Origin of the sequence: Luxibacter massiliensis (genome assembly GCF_900604355.1) — a bacterium.
GTDB lineage: Bacteria > Bacillota > Clostridia > Lachnospirales > Lachnospiraceae > Luxibacter > Luxibacter massiliensis.
Genome location: NZ_UWOE01000001.1, coordinates 735,642 through 752,619 on the forward strand (window position 1 = coordinate 735,642; position 16,978 = coordinate 752,619).

Below are 16,978 nucleotides of genomic sequence, written 5' to 3' on the forward strand. Positions count from 1 at the left end.
TTTGTCAGGAGGAGAAAAAATGGCTATCAAAATTGCATTGGCAGGTAATCCAAACTGCGGAAAAACAACATTGTTCAATGCACTGACCGGATCTAATCAGTTTGTGGGAAACTGGCCGGGCGTTACAGTGGAGAAAAAGGAAGGGAAGCTGAAAGGGAATAAAGATGTTATTATCATGGACCTTCCGGGCATATATTCGCTTTCTCCCTACACCCTGGAGGAAGTTGTTGCCAGAAATTATTTGATTAATGAAAAACCAGATGCAATATTAAATATTGTGGATGGTACAAATATAGAAAGAAATTTATATTTGTCCACGCAGCTTATGGAGTTGGGCATACCTGTTGTGATGGCGGTAAATATGATGGACATCGTGGAGAAAAATGGCGATAAAATCCATATTGATAAGCTCAGCAAAAAGCTTGGGTGCCAGGTTGTTGAGATTTCGGCCCTTAAAGGAACGGGTGTTATGCAGGCTGCTGATAAGGCAGTGAAGGCCGCAGACAAGAAGAATGCAGCTCTGCCAGTACATAAATTTGGGCAGGAGGTCGAGGATACCCTGGATCTCATTGAGAATAAGCTTGGCAGTGACATTCCTGAGAACCAGAAAAGATTTTTTGCTATTAAGCTTCTGGAGAAAGATGACAAGATTGAATCCCAGATGACACAGGTTCCTGATGTGACAGAAGAAATAAAAACAATAGAAAAAGCAATGGATGATGATACAGAAAGTATTATTACGAATGAAAGATATGTTTATATTTCTTCTATCATAAATGATTGTTATACAAAGGGCAGCAGAAAGAAACTCTCAACTTCTGATAAGATTGACCAGATTGTGACAAACAGATTTCTTGCACTCCCCATTTTTGCGATTGTGATGGTGATTGTATATTATATTTCCGTCACAACAGTCGGAACTTGGGCCACAGACTGGGCAAATGACGGCGTATTTGGAGACGGGTGGAGCCTCTTTGGCCTACAGATCCCGGGGGTTCCGGTGCTTGTAGAATCTGCCCTGAATGCTGTGGGGTGTGCAGATTGGCTTCAGGGACTTATATTAGATGGTATTGTGGCCGGAGTAGGCGCGGTGCTTGGGTTTGTCCCTCAGATGCTGGTACTGTTTATTTTCCTTGCATTTCTTGAGTCATGCGGATATATGGCCAGAGTTGCATTTATAATGGATAGAATTTTCCGCAAATTTGGCCTTTCTGGAAAATCATTTATTCCTATGCTGATAGGAAGCGGGTGTGGCGTACCGGGGATTATGGCATCACGTACAATTGAGAATGACCGTGACCGTAAAATGACAATTATGACCACCACTTTTATCCCCTGTGGAGCAAAATTACCGATTATTGCCCTGATTGCAGGCGCTTTATTCCAGGGAGCCTGGTGGGTTGCTCCGAGTGCATACTTTGTAGGTATAGCGGCAATTATATGTTCCGGTATTATTTTGAAAAAGACGAAAATGTTTGCGGGAGATCCGGCGCCTTTTGTCATGGAGCTTCCTGCATACCATCTTCCCACTGTGGGCAATGTACTGCGCAGTATGTGGGAGCGCGGATGGTCCTTTATTAAAAAAGCGGGTACTATTATTCTTCTTTCCACCATACTTGTTTGGTTCACATCTTACTTTGGATGGATAGACGGACAATTCAGAATGTTGGATGACATGGAATTAGACCATAGTATTCTGGCGGCAATAGGCAATGCAATTAGCTGGATATTTATTCCACTTGGCTGGGGTGACTGGAGGTCAGCAGTGGCAGCAATCACAGGATTAGTGGCTAAGGAGAATGTGGTAGGTACATTTGGAATCCTCTATGGATTTGCTGAGGTAGCCGAAGAAGGGGAAGAGATTTGGGGAACCCTGGCAGGCAGCATGACAGCCGTTGCAGCATATTCATTCCTTGTATTTAATCTTCTCTGTGCACCATGCTTTGCTGCTATGGGCGCGATTAAAAGAGAGATGAACAATGCGAAATGGTTCTGGTTCGCTATTGGATATCAGACATTATTGGCATATGTAGTATCACTTTGTGTGTATCAGATAGGTACATTTATTACAACAGGCGCTTTTGGAATCGGAGTTGTTGTAGCAATTATTCTGATAATTGGATTTATTTATCTGCTGGTAAGGCCTTATAGGGAAAGCGGGACCTTGAAAATAAACGTTAAAGGCATGGCAGGGGCTCCAAGCAGACATTAGCATTTATATAATTGTAAGAAATAAAAAGCAGGTCTGGAACAAAATCAGTAAGGCCGGAGCAGGCCTGCCTTTTTGGCAGGCAGCAATTTGAAAGGAGGCAGCTTTATGGGAACATTCCTGGTAGGAGCTATTGTGTTATGTGTTGTTGTACTTGTAGTAAGAAGTATGATACGTGATAAAAAGAATGGTAAGTCTATCCAATGCGGCGGAGATTGTAAGCATTGTGGAGGCCATTGTGGACACTAAAGATACGATAGTCGTGAGATTACGGGAAAATGGCTGCAGAATTACAAAGCAGCGGCTTAAATTAATTGATATTATACTGGAAAATGAATGCTCCAGTTGTAAAGAGATATATTACAAGGCCGCAGAGGCAGACGAAAAGATTGGCATCGCCACTGTCTACAGAATGGTTAGTGCCCTGGAGGAGATCGGGGCTATTAACCGCAGAAATATGTATAAAGTAAATTGTTCCAGAGACTGCCGTTGCGCCGAGGACTGCTCTGAGAAAGAGGCATGTACCATTGTATTGGATGATGATACGACTTACCGTCTTACAGAAGGAAAGTGGAATAAGGTTGTGTCAGAAGGATTAAAAAGATGCGGGTATCTGAAAGACCAGAAGGTAGCATCTATAAAAATTGAAGAATAAGACTAAGCGCTTAATGAGAGCAAATCCCACTAAGCGCTTTTTTAACTGAATATTCTGAAAATGGATGACAAAGGGGACAGACCCTTTTGCAAAAGGGTCTGTCCCCTTTGAGTCCCCTTTGAATATTTTCAAACAAGGAGGTAGTCATGAGAAGAATTGTAAATAGTATTTTTATAGTACTGGGGTTTTTGTTTATTGGCCTTGGTGTCCTGGGGATTGCTCTTCCGCTGCTTCCTGCAACGCCATTTTTAGTACTGGCGGCGGTGTGTTTTGCGAAGGGATCTGACAGGTTTCACAGGTGGTATACGGCCACTGCTTTACATAAGAAGTATGTAGAGCCTGCGGTGAATAAGAAGGAGATGGAGAGGGGGGCAAAAAAGAAGACACTGCTTACCCTTTGCCTGATTTTTTCAATCAGTTTTCTTCTGGTTCCTGTATGGCAGGCTAAAGTGGTAATTCTGCTTGTTGCGCTGTTCCACGTTTATTATTTTACATTTAAAATAAAGACTGCGCCAGTCCGGGGTGAGGAGATTATGATAGATGAGTAAAAATGTAGATATAGAGAAAAAAAGACAGCAGGAAAAGGACATGCTGGATAAGATGATCTCACTGTACTGCAGAGGCAACCATCAGGCTGAAAAGGGCAGGCTGTGTGGTATGTGTGAAACGCTAAGGGAGTATGCTCTTATGAGGACTGAGAAATGCCCCTTTATGGAGACAAAGACATTTTGCAGCGCCTGCAGTGTACATTGTTATTCCAGGGAAATGCAGGAGCAGATACGCCAGGTAATGCGCTATGCGGGGCCAAGGATGCTGTTCCACCATCCGGTACCGGCCATAAGGCATATGAAAGTGACTCTGGCCTCAAAATTAAAAAGGAGCAAGAATACAAAGTATGAAGAAGTATAAAGATATAGCATTTTACATTGTAACAGCCATAATGATCCTATCAGGTTTTCTTATTCATCCCATGGGAAATATGATACCGGCAGCCATGATTCACAAGGTGTCTGCCCTTTTATTTTGTATAGGGTTGGCCAGGCATGTACTAAAGTACCTAAAGAGAATCAGAAAGGGGAAAAGGGTACATGTTTCATAAACGCTTATTGAAGGAATTTCCAGATAACAGGAAATATGTAATAGGAATGACACTTTCCCAGTGGGCCATGCTCATGGCAAATGTAGTGTTGATGCTGTCAGCAGCAGCCTATATTGGAAAAATGAAAAATCTACAGCTTACACCGCAGGACACATGGAGAATGCTCCTGATATTGGCGGGCGCCCTTTTAGCCAGGGGGATTATGACTGCAGCCAACAGCCGGCTTTCATATCTCGCATCTACAAGAGTAAAACGCCGCCTTAGGGGGCGCATTTACATGAAGCTGATGGAATTAGGCAGTATGTATAAGGAGACAGCTGCCACGTCCGAGGTAGTACAGATTAGTACTGAGGGTGTAGATCAGCTGGAGATATATTTTGGGAAATATATCCCTCAGTTTTTCTATAGCCTTCTGGCTCCGGCCACGCTTTTTGTAATTGTAGGAAGCATGGATATGAAAGTGGCCGGCGTCCTGCTGTTGTGCGTGCCGCTGATTCCGTTATCTATTGTAGCGGTACAGAAATTTGCCAAAAAGCTGTTGAATAAGTATTGGGGAACGTATACTGAGCTGGGGGATTCTTTTCTGGAGAACTTACAGGGTTTGACCACACTGAAAATTTTCCGGGCAGATGAGAGATATGCCCGGAAAATGGATGAAGAGGCAGAAAAGTTTAGAAAAATCACGATGCGGGTTTTAATTATGCAGCTGAATTCCATTAGTATTATGGACCTGGTGGCCTATGGGGGTGCGGCGGCAGGGATCATTCTGGGAGTCCTGGAATATGGTAAGGGGAGGATAAGCCTGGAGGAATGTTTCTTTATTATTATGATTTCAGCAGAATTCTTCTTGCCGCTGCGTCTTCTGGGTTCTTTTTTTCACATTGCTATGAACGGAAATGCGGCTGCAGATAAAATTTTCCGCCTGTTGGATGCACCGGCCAGGGAAAAAGGGACTTTGAAGGAAGTGAAAGGCAGCCGTATACAGTTCCAAAATGTGACTTTTGGATATGAAGAGGAAAAGCCTGTGCTAAAACATATTAATTTTGATGCTCCGGCTGGAAGCTTTACGGCTATAGTGGGGACATCTGGATGTGGAAAAAGTACGATGACCTCCCTTTTAATGGGGGATTATATTCACTATGAGGGAGACGTTAAAATAGATGGCCTCAGTGTACGCCAGATTGGGGAGGAGGCTCTGCTCTGTAAGGTGACGAGGATTCGGCACGACAGCCACCTGTTCCAGGGCACTGTCATGGAGAACCTCAGGATGGGAAAGAGTGACGCCACTGAGGAAGAGATGAATGCTGTACTGGAAAAGGTAAACCTGTATGAGGCCATTCTGGAAAAGGGAGGACTTTCTATGGAACTAACGGAGAAGGCAGCCAACCTTTCCGGAGGGCAGAAACAAAGGCTGGCATTGGCACGGGCGATTCTGCATGACAGTGACATTTATGTTTTCGATGAGGCCACTTCTAATATTGATGCAGAGAGTGAGAACCAGATTATGAAAGTAATTCATGAGCTGGCCCAGACGAAAACTGTCCTTTTGATTTCTCACAGGCTGGCTAATGTAAAAAAGGCATCATGCATTCTCATGCTGGAGGATGGGTATATCCGGGAGTCAGGAACCCATGAGGAGCTTATGGAGAACAGAGGCGCCTATGCAAGGCTTTACAGCAGCCAGATGGAGCTGGAGAAGTATGCTGGAAGGGAGGCGGGGTAAATGCAGCCGAAGGAAAAAACAAGAAGTCCCTTACAGGTAATGGCCGGCCTTATTGGGTTGGTGAAACCTCTTTTGGGTTTCATGCTGATTGCTATAGTGATGGGATGTGCGGGAAATCTGGCGGCCACCTTTATTACTGTATTCGGGGGATATTCTATGCTGGCCCTTTTGGGGGAACCCAGTGGCGTTACATTTGGCAGTGGAGCGCTGATATTGGTTATTTTTGCAGTTTCCAGGGGGATACTCAGATATGCCGAACAGTCTTTAAACCACTATATTGCATTTAAGCTGCTGGCAAGGATCCGCCATCAAGTATTTGCTGCCCTGAGGGCCCTGGCGCCGGCTAAACTTGATGGCAGTGAAAAAGGAAATCTGATCTCTATTATTACAAGTGATATAGAACTTTTGGAAGTATTTTATGCGCATACTATCTCGCCTATTGCTATTGCGGCCATTACTTCTGTTTTTATGGTTATTTTTATTGGAGGGCAGCACCCAGCGGCTGGGATACTGGCAGCGTTCTTTTATCTTCTGGTAGGGATCGTGATACCTGTCATAAACGGCAGGAGCGGGCAGGCAAGTGGGCGAAAGTACAGGGATTCTTTTGGCAGATTGAACACGGCTGTTCTGGACAATCTGTATGGACTTGCTGAATTACTTCAGTACCAGCAAGGAGAAAACAGGATGAAGGATATGGAGAAAAAGACAGAAGATCTGGAAGCCACAAGCCTGAATCTGAAAAGGGCCGAAAATATTCAGAGAATTTCAACAGACTGTGCAATACTGGCGGCGGGCATATTTATGCTTATTTTATGTGGAACCTTTGTGCAAAGCGGGCAAATGGAATTTTACCAGGCAGTCACTGCCGTGATTGCTATGATGAGTTCTTTTGGGCCAACGGCGGCTTTGTCGGCTCTTTCCAATAATTTAAACCACACACTGGCAAGCGGAAACCGGGTGCTGAATCTTCTGGAGGAGAAGCCTGTAGTCGTGGATATTGAGAGAGGGGCAGTGCTGGGGGAAGGTAAGGTATATTGCGAAGAGGTATGCTTTAGGTATGATAACAGGCAGGATGCAGCCCTGAAGGGTTTTCATGCCTGCTTTGAGCCGGGAAAAATCCACGGCATTCTGGGAAAAAGCGGGTGTGGCAAATCGACACTCTTAAAATTAATGATGAGGTTTTACGAAACAGACAGCGGCTGTATTATTTATGGGAAAGATAATGTGAACCATATTTTGACGGATTCTCTCAGGCAGGGAATTTCGTATATTACACAGGAAACCTTCCTTTTCCATGATACTATCGAGAATAATATAAAATTAGCTGATGAACACGCCTCCCATGAGGCTGTGGTGGAGGCGGCAAAAAAGGCGTCTGTACATGAGTTTATTTTGTCTCTGCCAAAGGGATATGATACAGAACTTTCAGAACTTGGGGATAACATTTCAGGAGGGGAAAGACAGAGAATTGGAATTGCCAGGGCATTTCTGCATAACAGCAAGATTATTCTGCTGGATGAACCTACAAGCAACATAGACAGCCTGAACGAGGGCATGATCTTAAGAAGCCTGGGACTGGAGAAGGCTAGGAAAACAATTGTGCTTGTGTCCCATAGGAAATCTACAATGGGAGTAGCGGATAAAGTAATAAATATGTAAAATGATAAAATTTATCAGCAATGCAGGTTAGGTTTGACTATCATAAAAGTGCATTGCTATTATGGGTACGTAAGACAGAAAACGACAATTTACAGACAGGAGTGGTGAAAGATGAAACAGCATAGGTTCTGGGCCTGGGCAGCAGTTTTTTGTTTTGTAATGGTATTTTATACAGGGTATAAACATAAGTAAAACATTTTTCTTATTGTGACCTACGGTAAGACAGGATATTAAAGGAGGAATCGACATGATGGATATTTTTAAATTAAAGAGAATCGGACTTTTTGCTGGAGGTGTTGTGTTTGGGACAGCAGGAGTTAAACTGCTTTCTAGTAAAGACGCAAAGAAAGTGTATACAAACTGTACGGCAGCAGTTTTGCGTGCAAAGGAGTGTGTAATGAAAACTGCGACTACAGTTCAGGAGAATGCAGAAGATATACTGGCAGAAGCAAAGCAGATGAATGAAGAGAGGGCAAGGGCAGAAGAGGCTCAGATAAACCCAGAGGCAGAAGAGATAAGCCAGGCAGAACCAGTGGCCGCTGAGGCAGAGTAGATATCTGGTACAGTAATATTTTCTATCACTAAGAAGGGAGACGGGGGCGGAGAACAGCCGCCCTCTTTTTCTATGTAGCTGTATGCCATGAAGTTTTATGTAACGGCGAATGAAGCCGGGTTATTACTAAAAGCTGATTTGTCAGCCAGAAATAAAGTAAGGGAGAGATTATATTGGATTTTATAATTAAGCATGAGATAACAGGAAGAATGCGGGTTCATTTTAAAAAGGACAAAATGACCTTTAAAGAGGCCGATATACTTCTTTATTATCTGCAGGGACTGCCTTCCGTGAAAGATGCCAGAGTCTATGAACGTACGGCCGATGCAGTTGTCTTATATGAAGGGGAAAGAGGCGGCCTGCTTTCTGATTTAAAAGGGTTTAATCCCCAGCATATAGAAATGCCGGAAGGGATGGCTGAGAATTCCGGCAGAGAGCTCAATGCAGTGTACCAGGAAAAACTACTGCAGAAAATTATACTCAGGTACGGGGCGAAACTGTTTATACCCTATCCTGTACGGATGGCTTATATAGCCCTGAAATCCTTAAAATATATTTGGAAAGGTGTGCGCAGCCTGGCCCAGGGGAAACTGGAAGTAACTGTGCTAGATGCAGCTGCAATTGGCGTGTCAGTTCTGAGAAGAGACATGGATACGGCGGGGTCTGTCATGTTCCTTTTGGGAATTGGAGAAATATTGGAAGAATGGACCCACAAAAAGTCCGTGGGAGACTTGGCACGGAGCATGTCACTGAATGTGAAGAAAGTATGGCAGAAAGTGGAGGGACAGGAAGTCCTATCAGATGCCTCTGGGATAAGGCCGGGGGATAAGATTGTCGTACATATGGGAAATGTGATCCCATTCGATGGAATTGTGGAGGAAGGCGAGGCTCTGGTAAATCAGGCATCCTTAACTGGCGAAGCGCTGGCAGTCAGAAAGAATCCTGGGGGATACGTCTACGCGGGCACTGTGCTGGAAGAGGGCGAAATAGTTATACAAGTAGAGAAGACAAAAGGGACTACCCGATTTGAAAAAATAGTCACTATGATTGAAGAGTCTGAAAAACTAAAGTCATCTGTGGAGGGAAGGGCAGAAAATCTGGCAGATAAACTGGTGCCCTATACACTGGCCGGGACAGCTCTTGTCTGGCTGCTTACCAGAAATGTGACCAAGGCCCTGGCAGTGCTGATGGTAGATTTTTCCTGTGCATTAAAACTGTCTATGCCTATTACAGTACTTTCCGCCATGAGAGAAGCGGGGCAGTATCAGATTACGGTGAAAGGTGGGAAATTCCTTGAGGCTGTTGCCGATGCGCAGACGATTGTGTTTGACAAGACGGGGACACTTACGAAAGCCAGGCCTACTGTAAAGGAAGTCATTTCCTTCGGGGAAGGGGATGAAAGAGAGATGCTGCGGATTGCCGCGTGCATGGAAGAGCACTTTCCTCATTCTATGGCAAAGGCTGTGGTAAAGGCAGCAAAAAAGGAGAACCTGGTACATGATGAAATGCATGCAAGGGTGGATTATATTGTGGCCCACGGTATTTCTTCTTCAATAGACGGAAGAAAGGTAGTTATTGGGAGTTACCATTTTGTGTTTGAGGATGAGAAGTGTACTGTGCGGGAGGAATATAAGGAGCAGTTCCATCAGCTGCCGGAGGAGTATTCTCATCTATATTTGGCTATCGACCATCAGCTTGCGGCTGTCATCTGTATTGAGGATCCCCTCAGGGAAGAGGCGCCCTCTGTCATAGAGGCCCTCAGGGAAACCGGCCTCAGCAGAATTGTGATGATGACAGGGGACAGTGAACGAACGGCAGCGGCTATTGCCAAAAAGGTAGGGGTAGATGAGTATTATTCTGAAGTACTTCCAGAAGATAAGGCAAGTTTTATTGAAGCAGAAAAAGCAGCTGGCCGCAAAGTGATTATGGTAGGTGACGGAATGAATGATTCTCCGGCTCTTTCTGCGTCTGATGTTGGGATTGCCATCAGCGACGGAGCCGAGATAGCAAGGGAAATAGCAGATATTACCATAGCGGCAGATGATTTGCGGGAGATAGTAGTGCTTAAGCATCTGAGCGGGCGGTTAATGAAAAGGATACATGCAAATTATAGATTTATTGTAGGGTTTAATACAGGACTTATTATACTTGGGATAGCAGGTATCCTTATGCCGGCGACTTCTGCCTTGCTGCATAACATCTCAACAGTAGGGATCAGCTTAAAAAGTATGCAGGATTTACTGCCGGGGACATCGGTTCAGACGGATGTGTAGCCGGGTTTTGCAATAAAGGATACCATAAGGGGGCCCTTGCTTTGCATATATGCATTGCAAGGCGCCCTTTTTATATTTTGGGGAATATTTATGGAAGCATAGGCGGTAAAAAATTTGTAAAACCGTAGTCCTTTCTTGCCGCAATTTATAATTGATAAATAATATCAAAAAAATATATTGAATTTTATAGTGAGAATGGTTATCATATACCTATTAGTTAGTTTAAACTAACTTTTGGGAAATAAAACAATAAAAGTATATAAGGGAGATCATAATATGAGTGTAGTGATTATAGGAGGGCATGACCGTATGGTATGCCAGTATAAAAAAGTATGTAAGCAGTTTCGCTGTAAAGCAAAGGTTTTTACTCAGATGTCCGCCGGATTAAGTAAACAGATCGGGAGTCCTGATTTGATCGTCTTGTTTACAAATACTGTGTCACATAAGATGGTAAAGTGTGCGGTAGAGGAAGCAGGGCGCTGTAAGGCAGATATTATCCGCTGCCATACGAGCAGTAAAAATGCTTTGGAAGAAATTCTGTGCAGTGTCTGTGGATAACTTTAATCACACTGAATAGGCGTATAGAATGCCCTTTAGTATGTGCTTGAAAAAATTTTTCTCTCTGTTTATAATATAAATGTTGCTATGAGAAGGTTCGTCTGCCTTTTGCGGGGACATGTAAGCAGGAATTACAGAGAGTAAGGATTCTATGGAAAATCTAATATTTAGTTTAAACGCGGCAATGCCAGTCTTTTTGTTGATGCTGTTGGGAATGGTTTTTAAGAAGGCAGGATGGATTGACGGACATTTCGCTGCTGAAATGAATAGGTTTGTATTTCTCGTGCCCCTGCCGGTACTGGTATTCAGAGATTTGGCGACTGTGGACTTCAGTGAGGTCTGGGATGGGCGGTTTGTTATATTCTGTTTTACTGCAACCATCCTAAGTATTTTGATTTCGGCTTTTATATCCCGGTTTCTGGGGGACAGGTCGTTACGGGGAGAATTTATACAGGCGTCGTACAGAAGCAGTGCAGCCTTACTTGGCATCGCTTTTATTCAGAATATATATGGCTCTTCAGGATTGGCGCCTCTGATGATTATAGGGAGTGTCCCTCTGTATAATATCATGGCAGTTATCATCTTGTCACTGTCAGGACCAGAGGAAGGCGGGATTGACAGGAAAATATTGAAGCAGACAGCAAAAGGTATCTTAAGAAATCCTATCATTTTAGGGATAATAGTGGGAATAGTATGGTCTGTATTTCAAATCCCCATGCCCCAGATTTTGGGGAAGACATTGGAAAATATAGCGGCAATGGCAACTCCCATGGGATTAATTGCCATGGGAGCTGCTTTTGATATAAGGGCGGCATCCGAAAAAGTTGGGCCTGCCGCGTTGGCTGGGATCATTAAACTTATTGGCTTCTGTGCACTTTTTCTTCCTGCAGCCATTTATTTGGGATTTCGCAGAGAAGAGCTGGTAGCAATTCTTGTGATGCTTGGATCGGCTACTACAGTAAGCTGCTATGTTATGGCAAAGAATATGGGGCATGAAGGGGTGCTTACTTCCAGTATTGTAATGCTGACTACACTGTGCAGCTCATTTACTCTTACATTTTGGCTGTTTATACTGAAAAGTTTGGGAATGCTTTAAAGTGTGGGGCCGATATATGCATACAGACATATCCGCATATGCACTTTCTGCATTAGTTGGCAGCTTTGTCTGCAAAGTCTGTGTTTACAAGGTCTGTATAGGGCGCCCGTTCATCTAGTTCGCCTGCACTTTCTAAGATATTCTGCAGCAGGTCAAAGCTGGCTTCCTCGAAGATTAGATTGTCTTTCCATGTATCCTGGTCATAATATCTTTTCACGATTGTGGTAATAGTACCCAGGTCTGTTTCAGGAAACTGGGGTTCAATTACCTCAGCAATCTCTTCGGGGGTGTGTGACAATACAAAATCCATTCCCTTTTGAAGGGCATTTACAAAGCTCTGGATAGTCTCAGGATTCTCTTCAATATAACTCTGCTTTGCACTAAATGCGGTGTAAGGCACATAGCCACTGTCCTCGCCCAGAGAAGCTACTACATATCCTTTGGACTCTGATTCAAGGGTAGTTGCACCTGGCTCAAATTCAACAGTGAAATGGGCATTTCCCTCAGCAAATGCAGCGGCAGTAGAGCCGAAATCAATATTCTGGTTTATCTCCAGGTCTTTCTCGGGATCTATTCCGTTTTCTTTCAGGATATATTCAAATACCATTTCAGGCATTCCGCCCTTTCTTCCTCCCAATACAGTGCTGCCTTTAATATCTTCCCATTTAAAGTCAGTTATTTCATCCCGGGCAACAAGAAAATTACCGGCCCGCTGTGTAAGCTGGGCGAAATTGACTACATAGTCATTGGCCCCTTCATTATAGGTGTAGATAGACGCTTCGGACCCCATAAATCCGATATCGGCTTCTCCTGAGAGGACAGCAGTCATAGTTTTGTCTGCCCCAAAGCCAGTTACAAGTTCTACGTTCAGGCCTTCATCTGTAAAATACCCTTCCTCAAAGGCCACATACATAGGTGCATAGAAAATGGAATGTGCCACCTCATTTAATATAACATCAGTTGTCTCCTTGGAAGGTTCGTCTTTTCCGCTTTTAGCGGAAGCACTGCCAGATACAGTGCTGCCCGTTTCTTTTGATGTGCAGCCGGGCAGAAGGGCCACAACTAAAACGGCTGCGAGCAGCGCAGAGAGTATTCGCTTTTTCATAAAGTTCCTCCTGTAATGTGATCCAATCTTTATATTATATGGGAAAAATGATGGGGAGGTTCCAACAGGAGGATAGGAAATAGGATAGGAATAAGGAGTGGCGCAGAAGTTCGGATATGAAAGTGATATAGAAAAATATGGCAGGATAATCTTACTTATCAGCTATAACGGCATCAAACAGACCTGCCGCCGGACTTGCTGAAAGTTATAATTATTCTGCCATATCAGGTTCAATATATTTATGTAGAATGGAGCACTTCACTATATATGCCTATGGGTGTGGTCAGTCGGCATAGTCATCTTCAAAAGCATCGTCATAGTCGTCATCTTCTGCATTACTGCCTCTTGATGCAATGGTGAGAACAAGGAAAACAACTGCCATTATACCACCTGCTATTGCCCCATACAGCAACAGGTTGTCATCGGAACGTTTTAAGAATGCAAAAACACCGCTTCCAAGATAAAAGACCATTGGCAGTATAAAAGCAAAAATAGTATGCTTTTTCTGCATGATCAGGAGCAAAAGCCCAGATACAAGCATACAGAGGGCAAGAACAATATAGGTAGTGCCAGTAGTGGCGTCACTTCCAGAAGAAATATTGTTTAATCCTGCAAGAAAACCTTTATAGGAAAAAAAGGCAAAGGCTATAATGGATAAGATTCCCAATAGAATCCTGGCAATCCGGAATTTAGGTGCTGGTTCATCCATATCTATTTCTTCTGGCTCTCTTTGTACAGGCTGCGGCCTCTTGCGCGGGGGCGCTGTGCCTGCAGGCTGCCGTCTCCTGGGTTCGTCACCTTTTGCGGGAGCCGCGGTTTTCTTTTTTACAGGCTTTCTATTAGGATCTGTAGATAACATATCTTCGTAATTCTGCCTGACGGCTCTTTCCTTTTTGGCTCTGACGTTCTCAGGAGGAATATTGCCATACTGCTGGCCTTCATCCTGCTTTACAGGCCTGGGGGCCGGGGAAGAACCAGAAGTCTTTCTTGGTGTCTGATTTTTCCCAGGGGCAGATGGTTTCTTAGCTGGGGAGGCGGGTTTGCTTCCCGGCGCTGCCGCAATCTTTATGTCTTCATCTGGCTCTCTTGACTGCACAGATGCTTTGGCAGGCCTCTTTTTAGGCATTGCAGTGCCGGGCTGGGGGGAAACTTTATCAGGCCTCTTTGCTGGGGCAGCCTGCGCCGGATCCTTCTTAACGGCAGGCTTCCTGACAGGAGCTTTCTCGGTTCTGGCAGGAGCGGCTTTTGAGGAACTGCTTCCGGCAGTGGCGTGTGAAGACTTTGGGGCTGAACTTTCTCTTGGCTGTGTATGGTTAGGAGCACTGGACTGGGCAGCCTTTTTTGCCCTCTGCTTATCCAGGTTCCACTGTTTCTTACAATCCTTGCAAACTGCGTATTCGTTAAAGATCGGTTCACCATTCTTGTCAACGCCTACTTGTTTATTCTGTAATTCTACATCCTTACCACATTTAGGACATTTCATTTATGTACTCCTCTCTTTCGTTGTTTAATTTACAATAGTTTTATTATAACATCTTGTGAGTGGCAGGACAATGGAAAAATGCAACATGTGGTCGTCTTATGTCGAAAACACCGCCATATAGTGAGTATGGCGGTGTTTCATGGGGGTAATACTATTGGAAGATGCTGTTCTGAGGTGGATTATTTCTCAGAATTGGCATGTCCGCTGTTTTTCGCCCTGATTACAGGAGGCTGATACTGATACAGGTCATTATAGGATTCCAGTTCCGCCTCAGAAACCGGGAGAGAGGGTATGAGTCCTGTACAGTCCATGGATGATGCCGCGTTTGACAAATAATCATAATCGTCAATAATTTCTTCATTTTCTTTATTATTTAACATAAATTTCACCTCACAATCAGTATTTGCTAAAGTGAAAATTGTATTCCTGACAAAATGTGGTATACTTAAAACCGAGTGGAAAAGAAAAGAGGGATGAAGATGAAATTTGTAGCGGATACTCACGCACATACACTTGTAAGTGGCCATGCATACAATACAATCAGGGAAATGGCGGCGGCAGCGGCGGAAAAGGGCCTGGAGGTCCTTGCGCTCACGGAACACGCACCTAAAATGCCAGGAACCTGCGGACTTTTTTATTTTCAGAATCTGGATGTAGTACCCAGGGAAATGAACGGAATCCAGATGCTGTTCGGGGCAGAGTTAAATATTATGAATCCTGACGGGGATGTGGATCTCCCGGAAAAAATAATTAAGGGCCTTGATATTGCCATAGCCAGTATCCATCCGCCCTGTTATGGCATGGAGCATACAGAAAAAGAGAATACAAGGGCATATGTTGAGACCATGAAGAAACCTTATATCAACATAATCGGACATCCAGATGACGGCCGTTTTCCTTGTGATTATGAAACCCTTGTTAAGGCGGCCGGGGAGACGCATACTTTGCTTGAGCTTAATAATACTTCCCTGCGCCCTGAGAGTTCCAGGCAGGGAGCGGATAAAAATATGGCCGAACTGCTGATGCTCTGTAAGCAGTATGAAGTCCCTGTAACTACTGGGAGTGATGCACATGTGGACGTGGATGTAGGTAATTTTTCTAATGTGGAGGAAATCATAAGAAAATGTAATTTCCCAAGAGAATTGGTTGTCACCACAGATTTCAACTTGCTCAGGCCATTTTTGAACCGCTACAACATGCAGTAGTACAGTAAAGCTGTGGGGTTAGGGAGGCTTCCAAGTAGAATGCATAAAACTACTAATAGTATGAGGACAGCCGGAATTCTGTCTTACCGCCTTAAAAAGGCCCCTGAAATATGACAGGGTCTTTTTATAGCAGCGGTTATCTTGCATACGGTTTTTCACAATCTCAAATACTTTTTCTGACTCAAAAACGGTTTTCTCGGAATTTTGTATATGAGGAAAGTAACTAATGTCCAGGCTTTCAGGTGCCCTATTATAAATTCGGTACCCTTTGTCAGTATAAAACGGAAGTTTTTGGGGCGCTGCCATATGATATAAGAATGGATTTTAATCATTTGAGCAGAACTTTACTAGAAAATAATCTTCATTCATAAAGGATTCAAAAGCTTGTGCAGTGATGCACTCATCACGCATTACCCGTAGTTGCAATTGTGTAACCGGCTTTTTCGTTTGCTTACTACCTTTTATTTTACGATCCTTTTTAATATATTCGTATGACATGTGCCGCCTCCCTTTCCTATCTTTTAATTTAACTGTACGGTATTATGAATAGCTATACTCAAAGGATATCCTCAGGAAACAAAAAGGTAGACTTTAAAAGTTTAGTGTGCTAAAATGTAACAGTAGTCATTAGACTGATAAAGGAGAGCGGGATATGAGTAAAAAGATAAGAACAGAAGCAGTAGATTATCTGTTTAGTGCCATATTAAGTCTGAAGGACAAGGAAGAGTGCTACACTTTTTTTGAGGATATCTGTACAATCAATGAATTACTGTCACTCTCACAGCGTTTTGAAGTCGCCAAGATGCTGAGGGAACAGAAAACTTATCTGGAGATTGCAGAAAAAACAGGTGCTTCTACAGCTACTATCAGCAGGGTTAATCGATCATTGAATTATGGGAATGACGGGTATGATATGGTATTTGAGAGGCTTGAAGGTTAGGGAAACAGAATGTTGAAGAGATATCGATGCCAGCAGAGAGACAAGCCTTACTGTAATATGGGGATTGCTGATTGATGAAGATACCTAATATACTTAAATAAAGATAGAAGCCATGTACGGCAGCAGGCAACATTTACTATGTGATTGAGATTGCAAAGTAAATGTTGTTTTAGATTTTAATGGATTATAGTATAAATCCATATTTGGTCTGGGATAGTAATTGTTCTGTTGTATAGAAAAATATAAGGAAAATATATAGCACGCTATACATTGGGGGGCGCCTTTGGACAGTAGACAGATTCTGTGAAGGATGTATTTATATGTGCTGCAGTCTCTGTGTAATAATATAATTAGTAGAATATTCCCTTTGGGATATGGGCAACGTTTGGATAAAAAATATGCCCCCTATGCTATTGCTAA

18 protein-coding genes are annotated in these 16,978 nt (G+C 43.5%); 14 read left to right on the forward strand and 4 right to left on the reverse strand.

What is annotated here, in order from left to right; genetic code table 11:
- Window positions 1-19: 19 nt before the first annotated feature.
- The 12 genes from feoB to EFA47_RS03655 all read left to right on the forward strand — a co-directional run bounded on the left by feoB (window position 20) and on the right by EFA47_RS03655 (window position 11,825).
- Window positions 20-2,212: a ferrous iron transport protein B gene (gene feoB / locus EFA47_RS03600; RefSeq protein WP_122642051.1), complete on the forward strand. Its 2,193-nt coding sequence runs from the start codon at window positions 20-22 to the stop codon at window positions 2,210-2,212.
- Between the two features lie 105 nt (window positions 2,213-2,317).
- Window positions 2,318-2,458, forward strand: a complete 141-nt coding sequence (locus EFA47_RS03605) for a FeoB-associated Cys-rich membrane protein (RefSeq protein WP_122642052.1) — start codon at window positions 2,318-2,320, stop codon at window positions 2,456-2,458.
- Window positions 2,397-2,864: a transcriptional repressor gene (locus tag EFA47_RS03610; RefSeq protein WP_122642053.1), complete on the forward strand. Its 468-nt coding sequence runs from the start codon at window positions 2,397-2,399 to the stop codon at window positions 2,862-2,864. The genes EFA47_RS03605 and EFA47_RS03610 overlap by 62 nt, the downstream gene beginning before the upstream one ends.
- 146 nt (window positions 2,865-3,010) lie before the next feature.
- The gene (locus EFA47_RS03615) at window positions 3,011-3,412 is read left to right on the forward strand and encodes a YbaN family protein (protein ID WP_122642054.1); all 402 of its coding nucleotides are present in this window, start codon (window positions 3,011-3,013) and stop codon (window positions 3,410-3,412) included.
- Window positions 3,405-3,773 (forward strand): nitrous oxide-stimulated promoter family protein, encoded by a 369-nt coding sequence (locus tag EFA47_RS03620; RefSeq protein ID WP_122642055.1) that lies wholly within the window; start codon window positions 3,405-3,407, stop codon window positions 3,771-3,773. Before EFA47_RS03615 ends, EFA47_RS03620 begins: the two co-directional genes overlap by 8 nt.
- A complete protein-coding gene (locus EFA47_RS03625) occupies window positions 3,760-3,963 on the forward strand; it encodes a hypothetical protein (protein ID WP_122642056.1) in 204 nt (67 codons plus the stop codon). The genes EFA47_RS03620 and EFA47_RS03625 overlap by 14 nt, the downstream gene beginning before the upstream one ends.
- Window positions 3,953-5,686, forward strand: coding sequence for an ABC transporter ATP-binding protein/permease (locus tag EFA47_RS03630; RefSeq protein WP_122642057.1), 1,734 nt, complete (start codon window positions 3,953-3,955; stop codon window positions 5,684-5,686). The genes EFA47_RS03625 and EFA47_RS03630 overlap by 11 nt, the downstream gene beginning before the upstream one ends.
- Window positions 5,687-7,345, forward strand: coding sequence for an amino acid ABC transporter ATP-binding/permease protein (locus tag EFA47_RS03635; RefSeq protein ID WP_122642058.1), 1,659 nt, complete (start codon window positions 5,687-5,689; stop codon window positions 7,343-7,345).
- Between the two features lie 247 nt (window positions 7,346-7,592).
- Window positions 7,593-7,898 (forward strand): DUF6110 family protein, encoded by a 306-nt coding sequence (locus EFA47_RS03640; protein ID WP_122642059.1) that lies wholly within the window; start codon window positions 7,593-7,595, stop codon window positions 7,896-7,898.
- A gap of 173 nt (window positions 7,899-8,071) precedes the next feature.
- Complete coding sequence (locus EFA47_RS03645) at window positions 8,072-10,171, forward strand: heavy metal translocating P-type ATPase (protein ID WP_122642060.1); 2,100 nt, start codon at window positions 8,072-8,074, stop codon at window positions 10,169-10,171.
- A 276-nt stretch (window positions 10,172-10,447) separates the two neighbouring features.
- Window positions 10,448-10,729, forward strand: a complete 282-nt coding sequence (locus tag EFA47_RS03650) for a DUF2325 domain-containing protein (protein WP_122642061.1) — start codon at window positions 10,448-10,450, stop codon at window positions 10,727-10,729.
- Window positions 10,730-10,880: 151 nt separating this feature from the next.
- Window positions 10,881-11,825, forward strand: coding sequence for an AEC family transporter (locus EFA47_RS03655; RefSeq protein ID WP_122642062.1), 945 nt, complete (start codon window positions 10,881-10,883; stop codon window positions 11,823-11,825).
- Window positions 11,826-11,877: 52 nt separating this feature from the next.
- Here EFA47_RS03655 and EFA47_RS03660 read toward each other — a convergent pair whose 3' ends face one another.
- The 3 genes from EFA47_RS03660 to EFA47_RS03670 all read right to left on the reverse strand — a co-directional run bounded on the left by EFA47_RS03660 (window position 11,878) and on the right by EFA47_RS03670 (window position 14,793).
- Window positions 11,878-12,930 (reverse strand): ABC transporter substrate-binding protein, encoded by a 1,053-nt coding sequence (locus EFA47_RS03660; protein WP_122642063.1) that lies wholly within the window; start codon window positions 12,928-12,930, stop codon window positions 11,878-11,880.
- 283 nt (window positions 12,931-13,213) lie between these two features.
- Window positions 13,214-14,413 carry an O-antigen polymerase gene (locus EFA47_RS03665; protein WP_122642064.1) on the reverse strand — a complete coding sequence of 400 codons (1,200 nt, stop codon included), beginning with the start codon at window positions 14,411-14,413 and terminating at the stop codon, window positions 13,214-13,216.
- Window positions 14,414-14,592: 179 nt separating this feature from the next.
- A complete protein-coding gene (locus EFA47_RS03670; protein ID WP_122642065.1) occupies window positions 14,593-14,793 on the reverse strand; it encodes a hypothetical protein in 201 nt (66 codons plus the stop codon).
- Between the two features lie 99 nt (window positions 14,794-14,892).
- On the opposite strand from EFA47_RS03670, the gene EFA47_RS03675 reads away from it, so the two are divergent.
- Window positions 14,893-15,618 carry a phosphatase gene (locus EFA47_RS03675; protein WP_122642066.1) on the forward strand — a complete coding sequence of 242 codons (726 nt, stop codon included), beginning with the start codon at window positions 14,893-14,895 and terminating at the stop codon, window positions 15,616-15,618.
- Window positions 15,619-15,942: 324 nt separating this feature from the next.
- Here EFA47_RS03675 and EFA47_RS19765 read toward each other — a convergent pair whose 3' ends face one another.
- Window positions 15,943-16,116 carry a hypothetical protein gene (locus tag EFA47_RS19765; protein ID WP_164689913.1) on the reverse strand — a complete coding sequence of 58 codons (174 nt, stop codon included), beginning with the start codon at window positions 16,114-16,116 and terminating at the stop codon, window positions 15,943-15,945.
- Window positions 16,117-16,270: 154 nt separating this feature from the next.
- On the opposite strand from EFA47_RS19765, the gene EFA47_RS03680 reads away from it, so the two are divergent.
- Window positions 16,271-16,558 carry a YerC/YecD family TrpR-related protein gene (locus EFA47_RS03680; protein WP_122642067.1) on the forward strand — a complete coding sequence of 96 codons (288 nt, stop codon included), beginning with the start codon at window positions 16,271-16,273 and terminating at the stop codon, window positions 16,556-16,558.
- Window positions 16,559-16,978 lie beyond the last annotated feature (420 nt).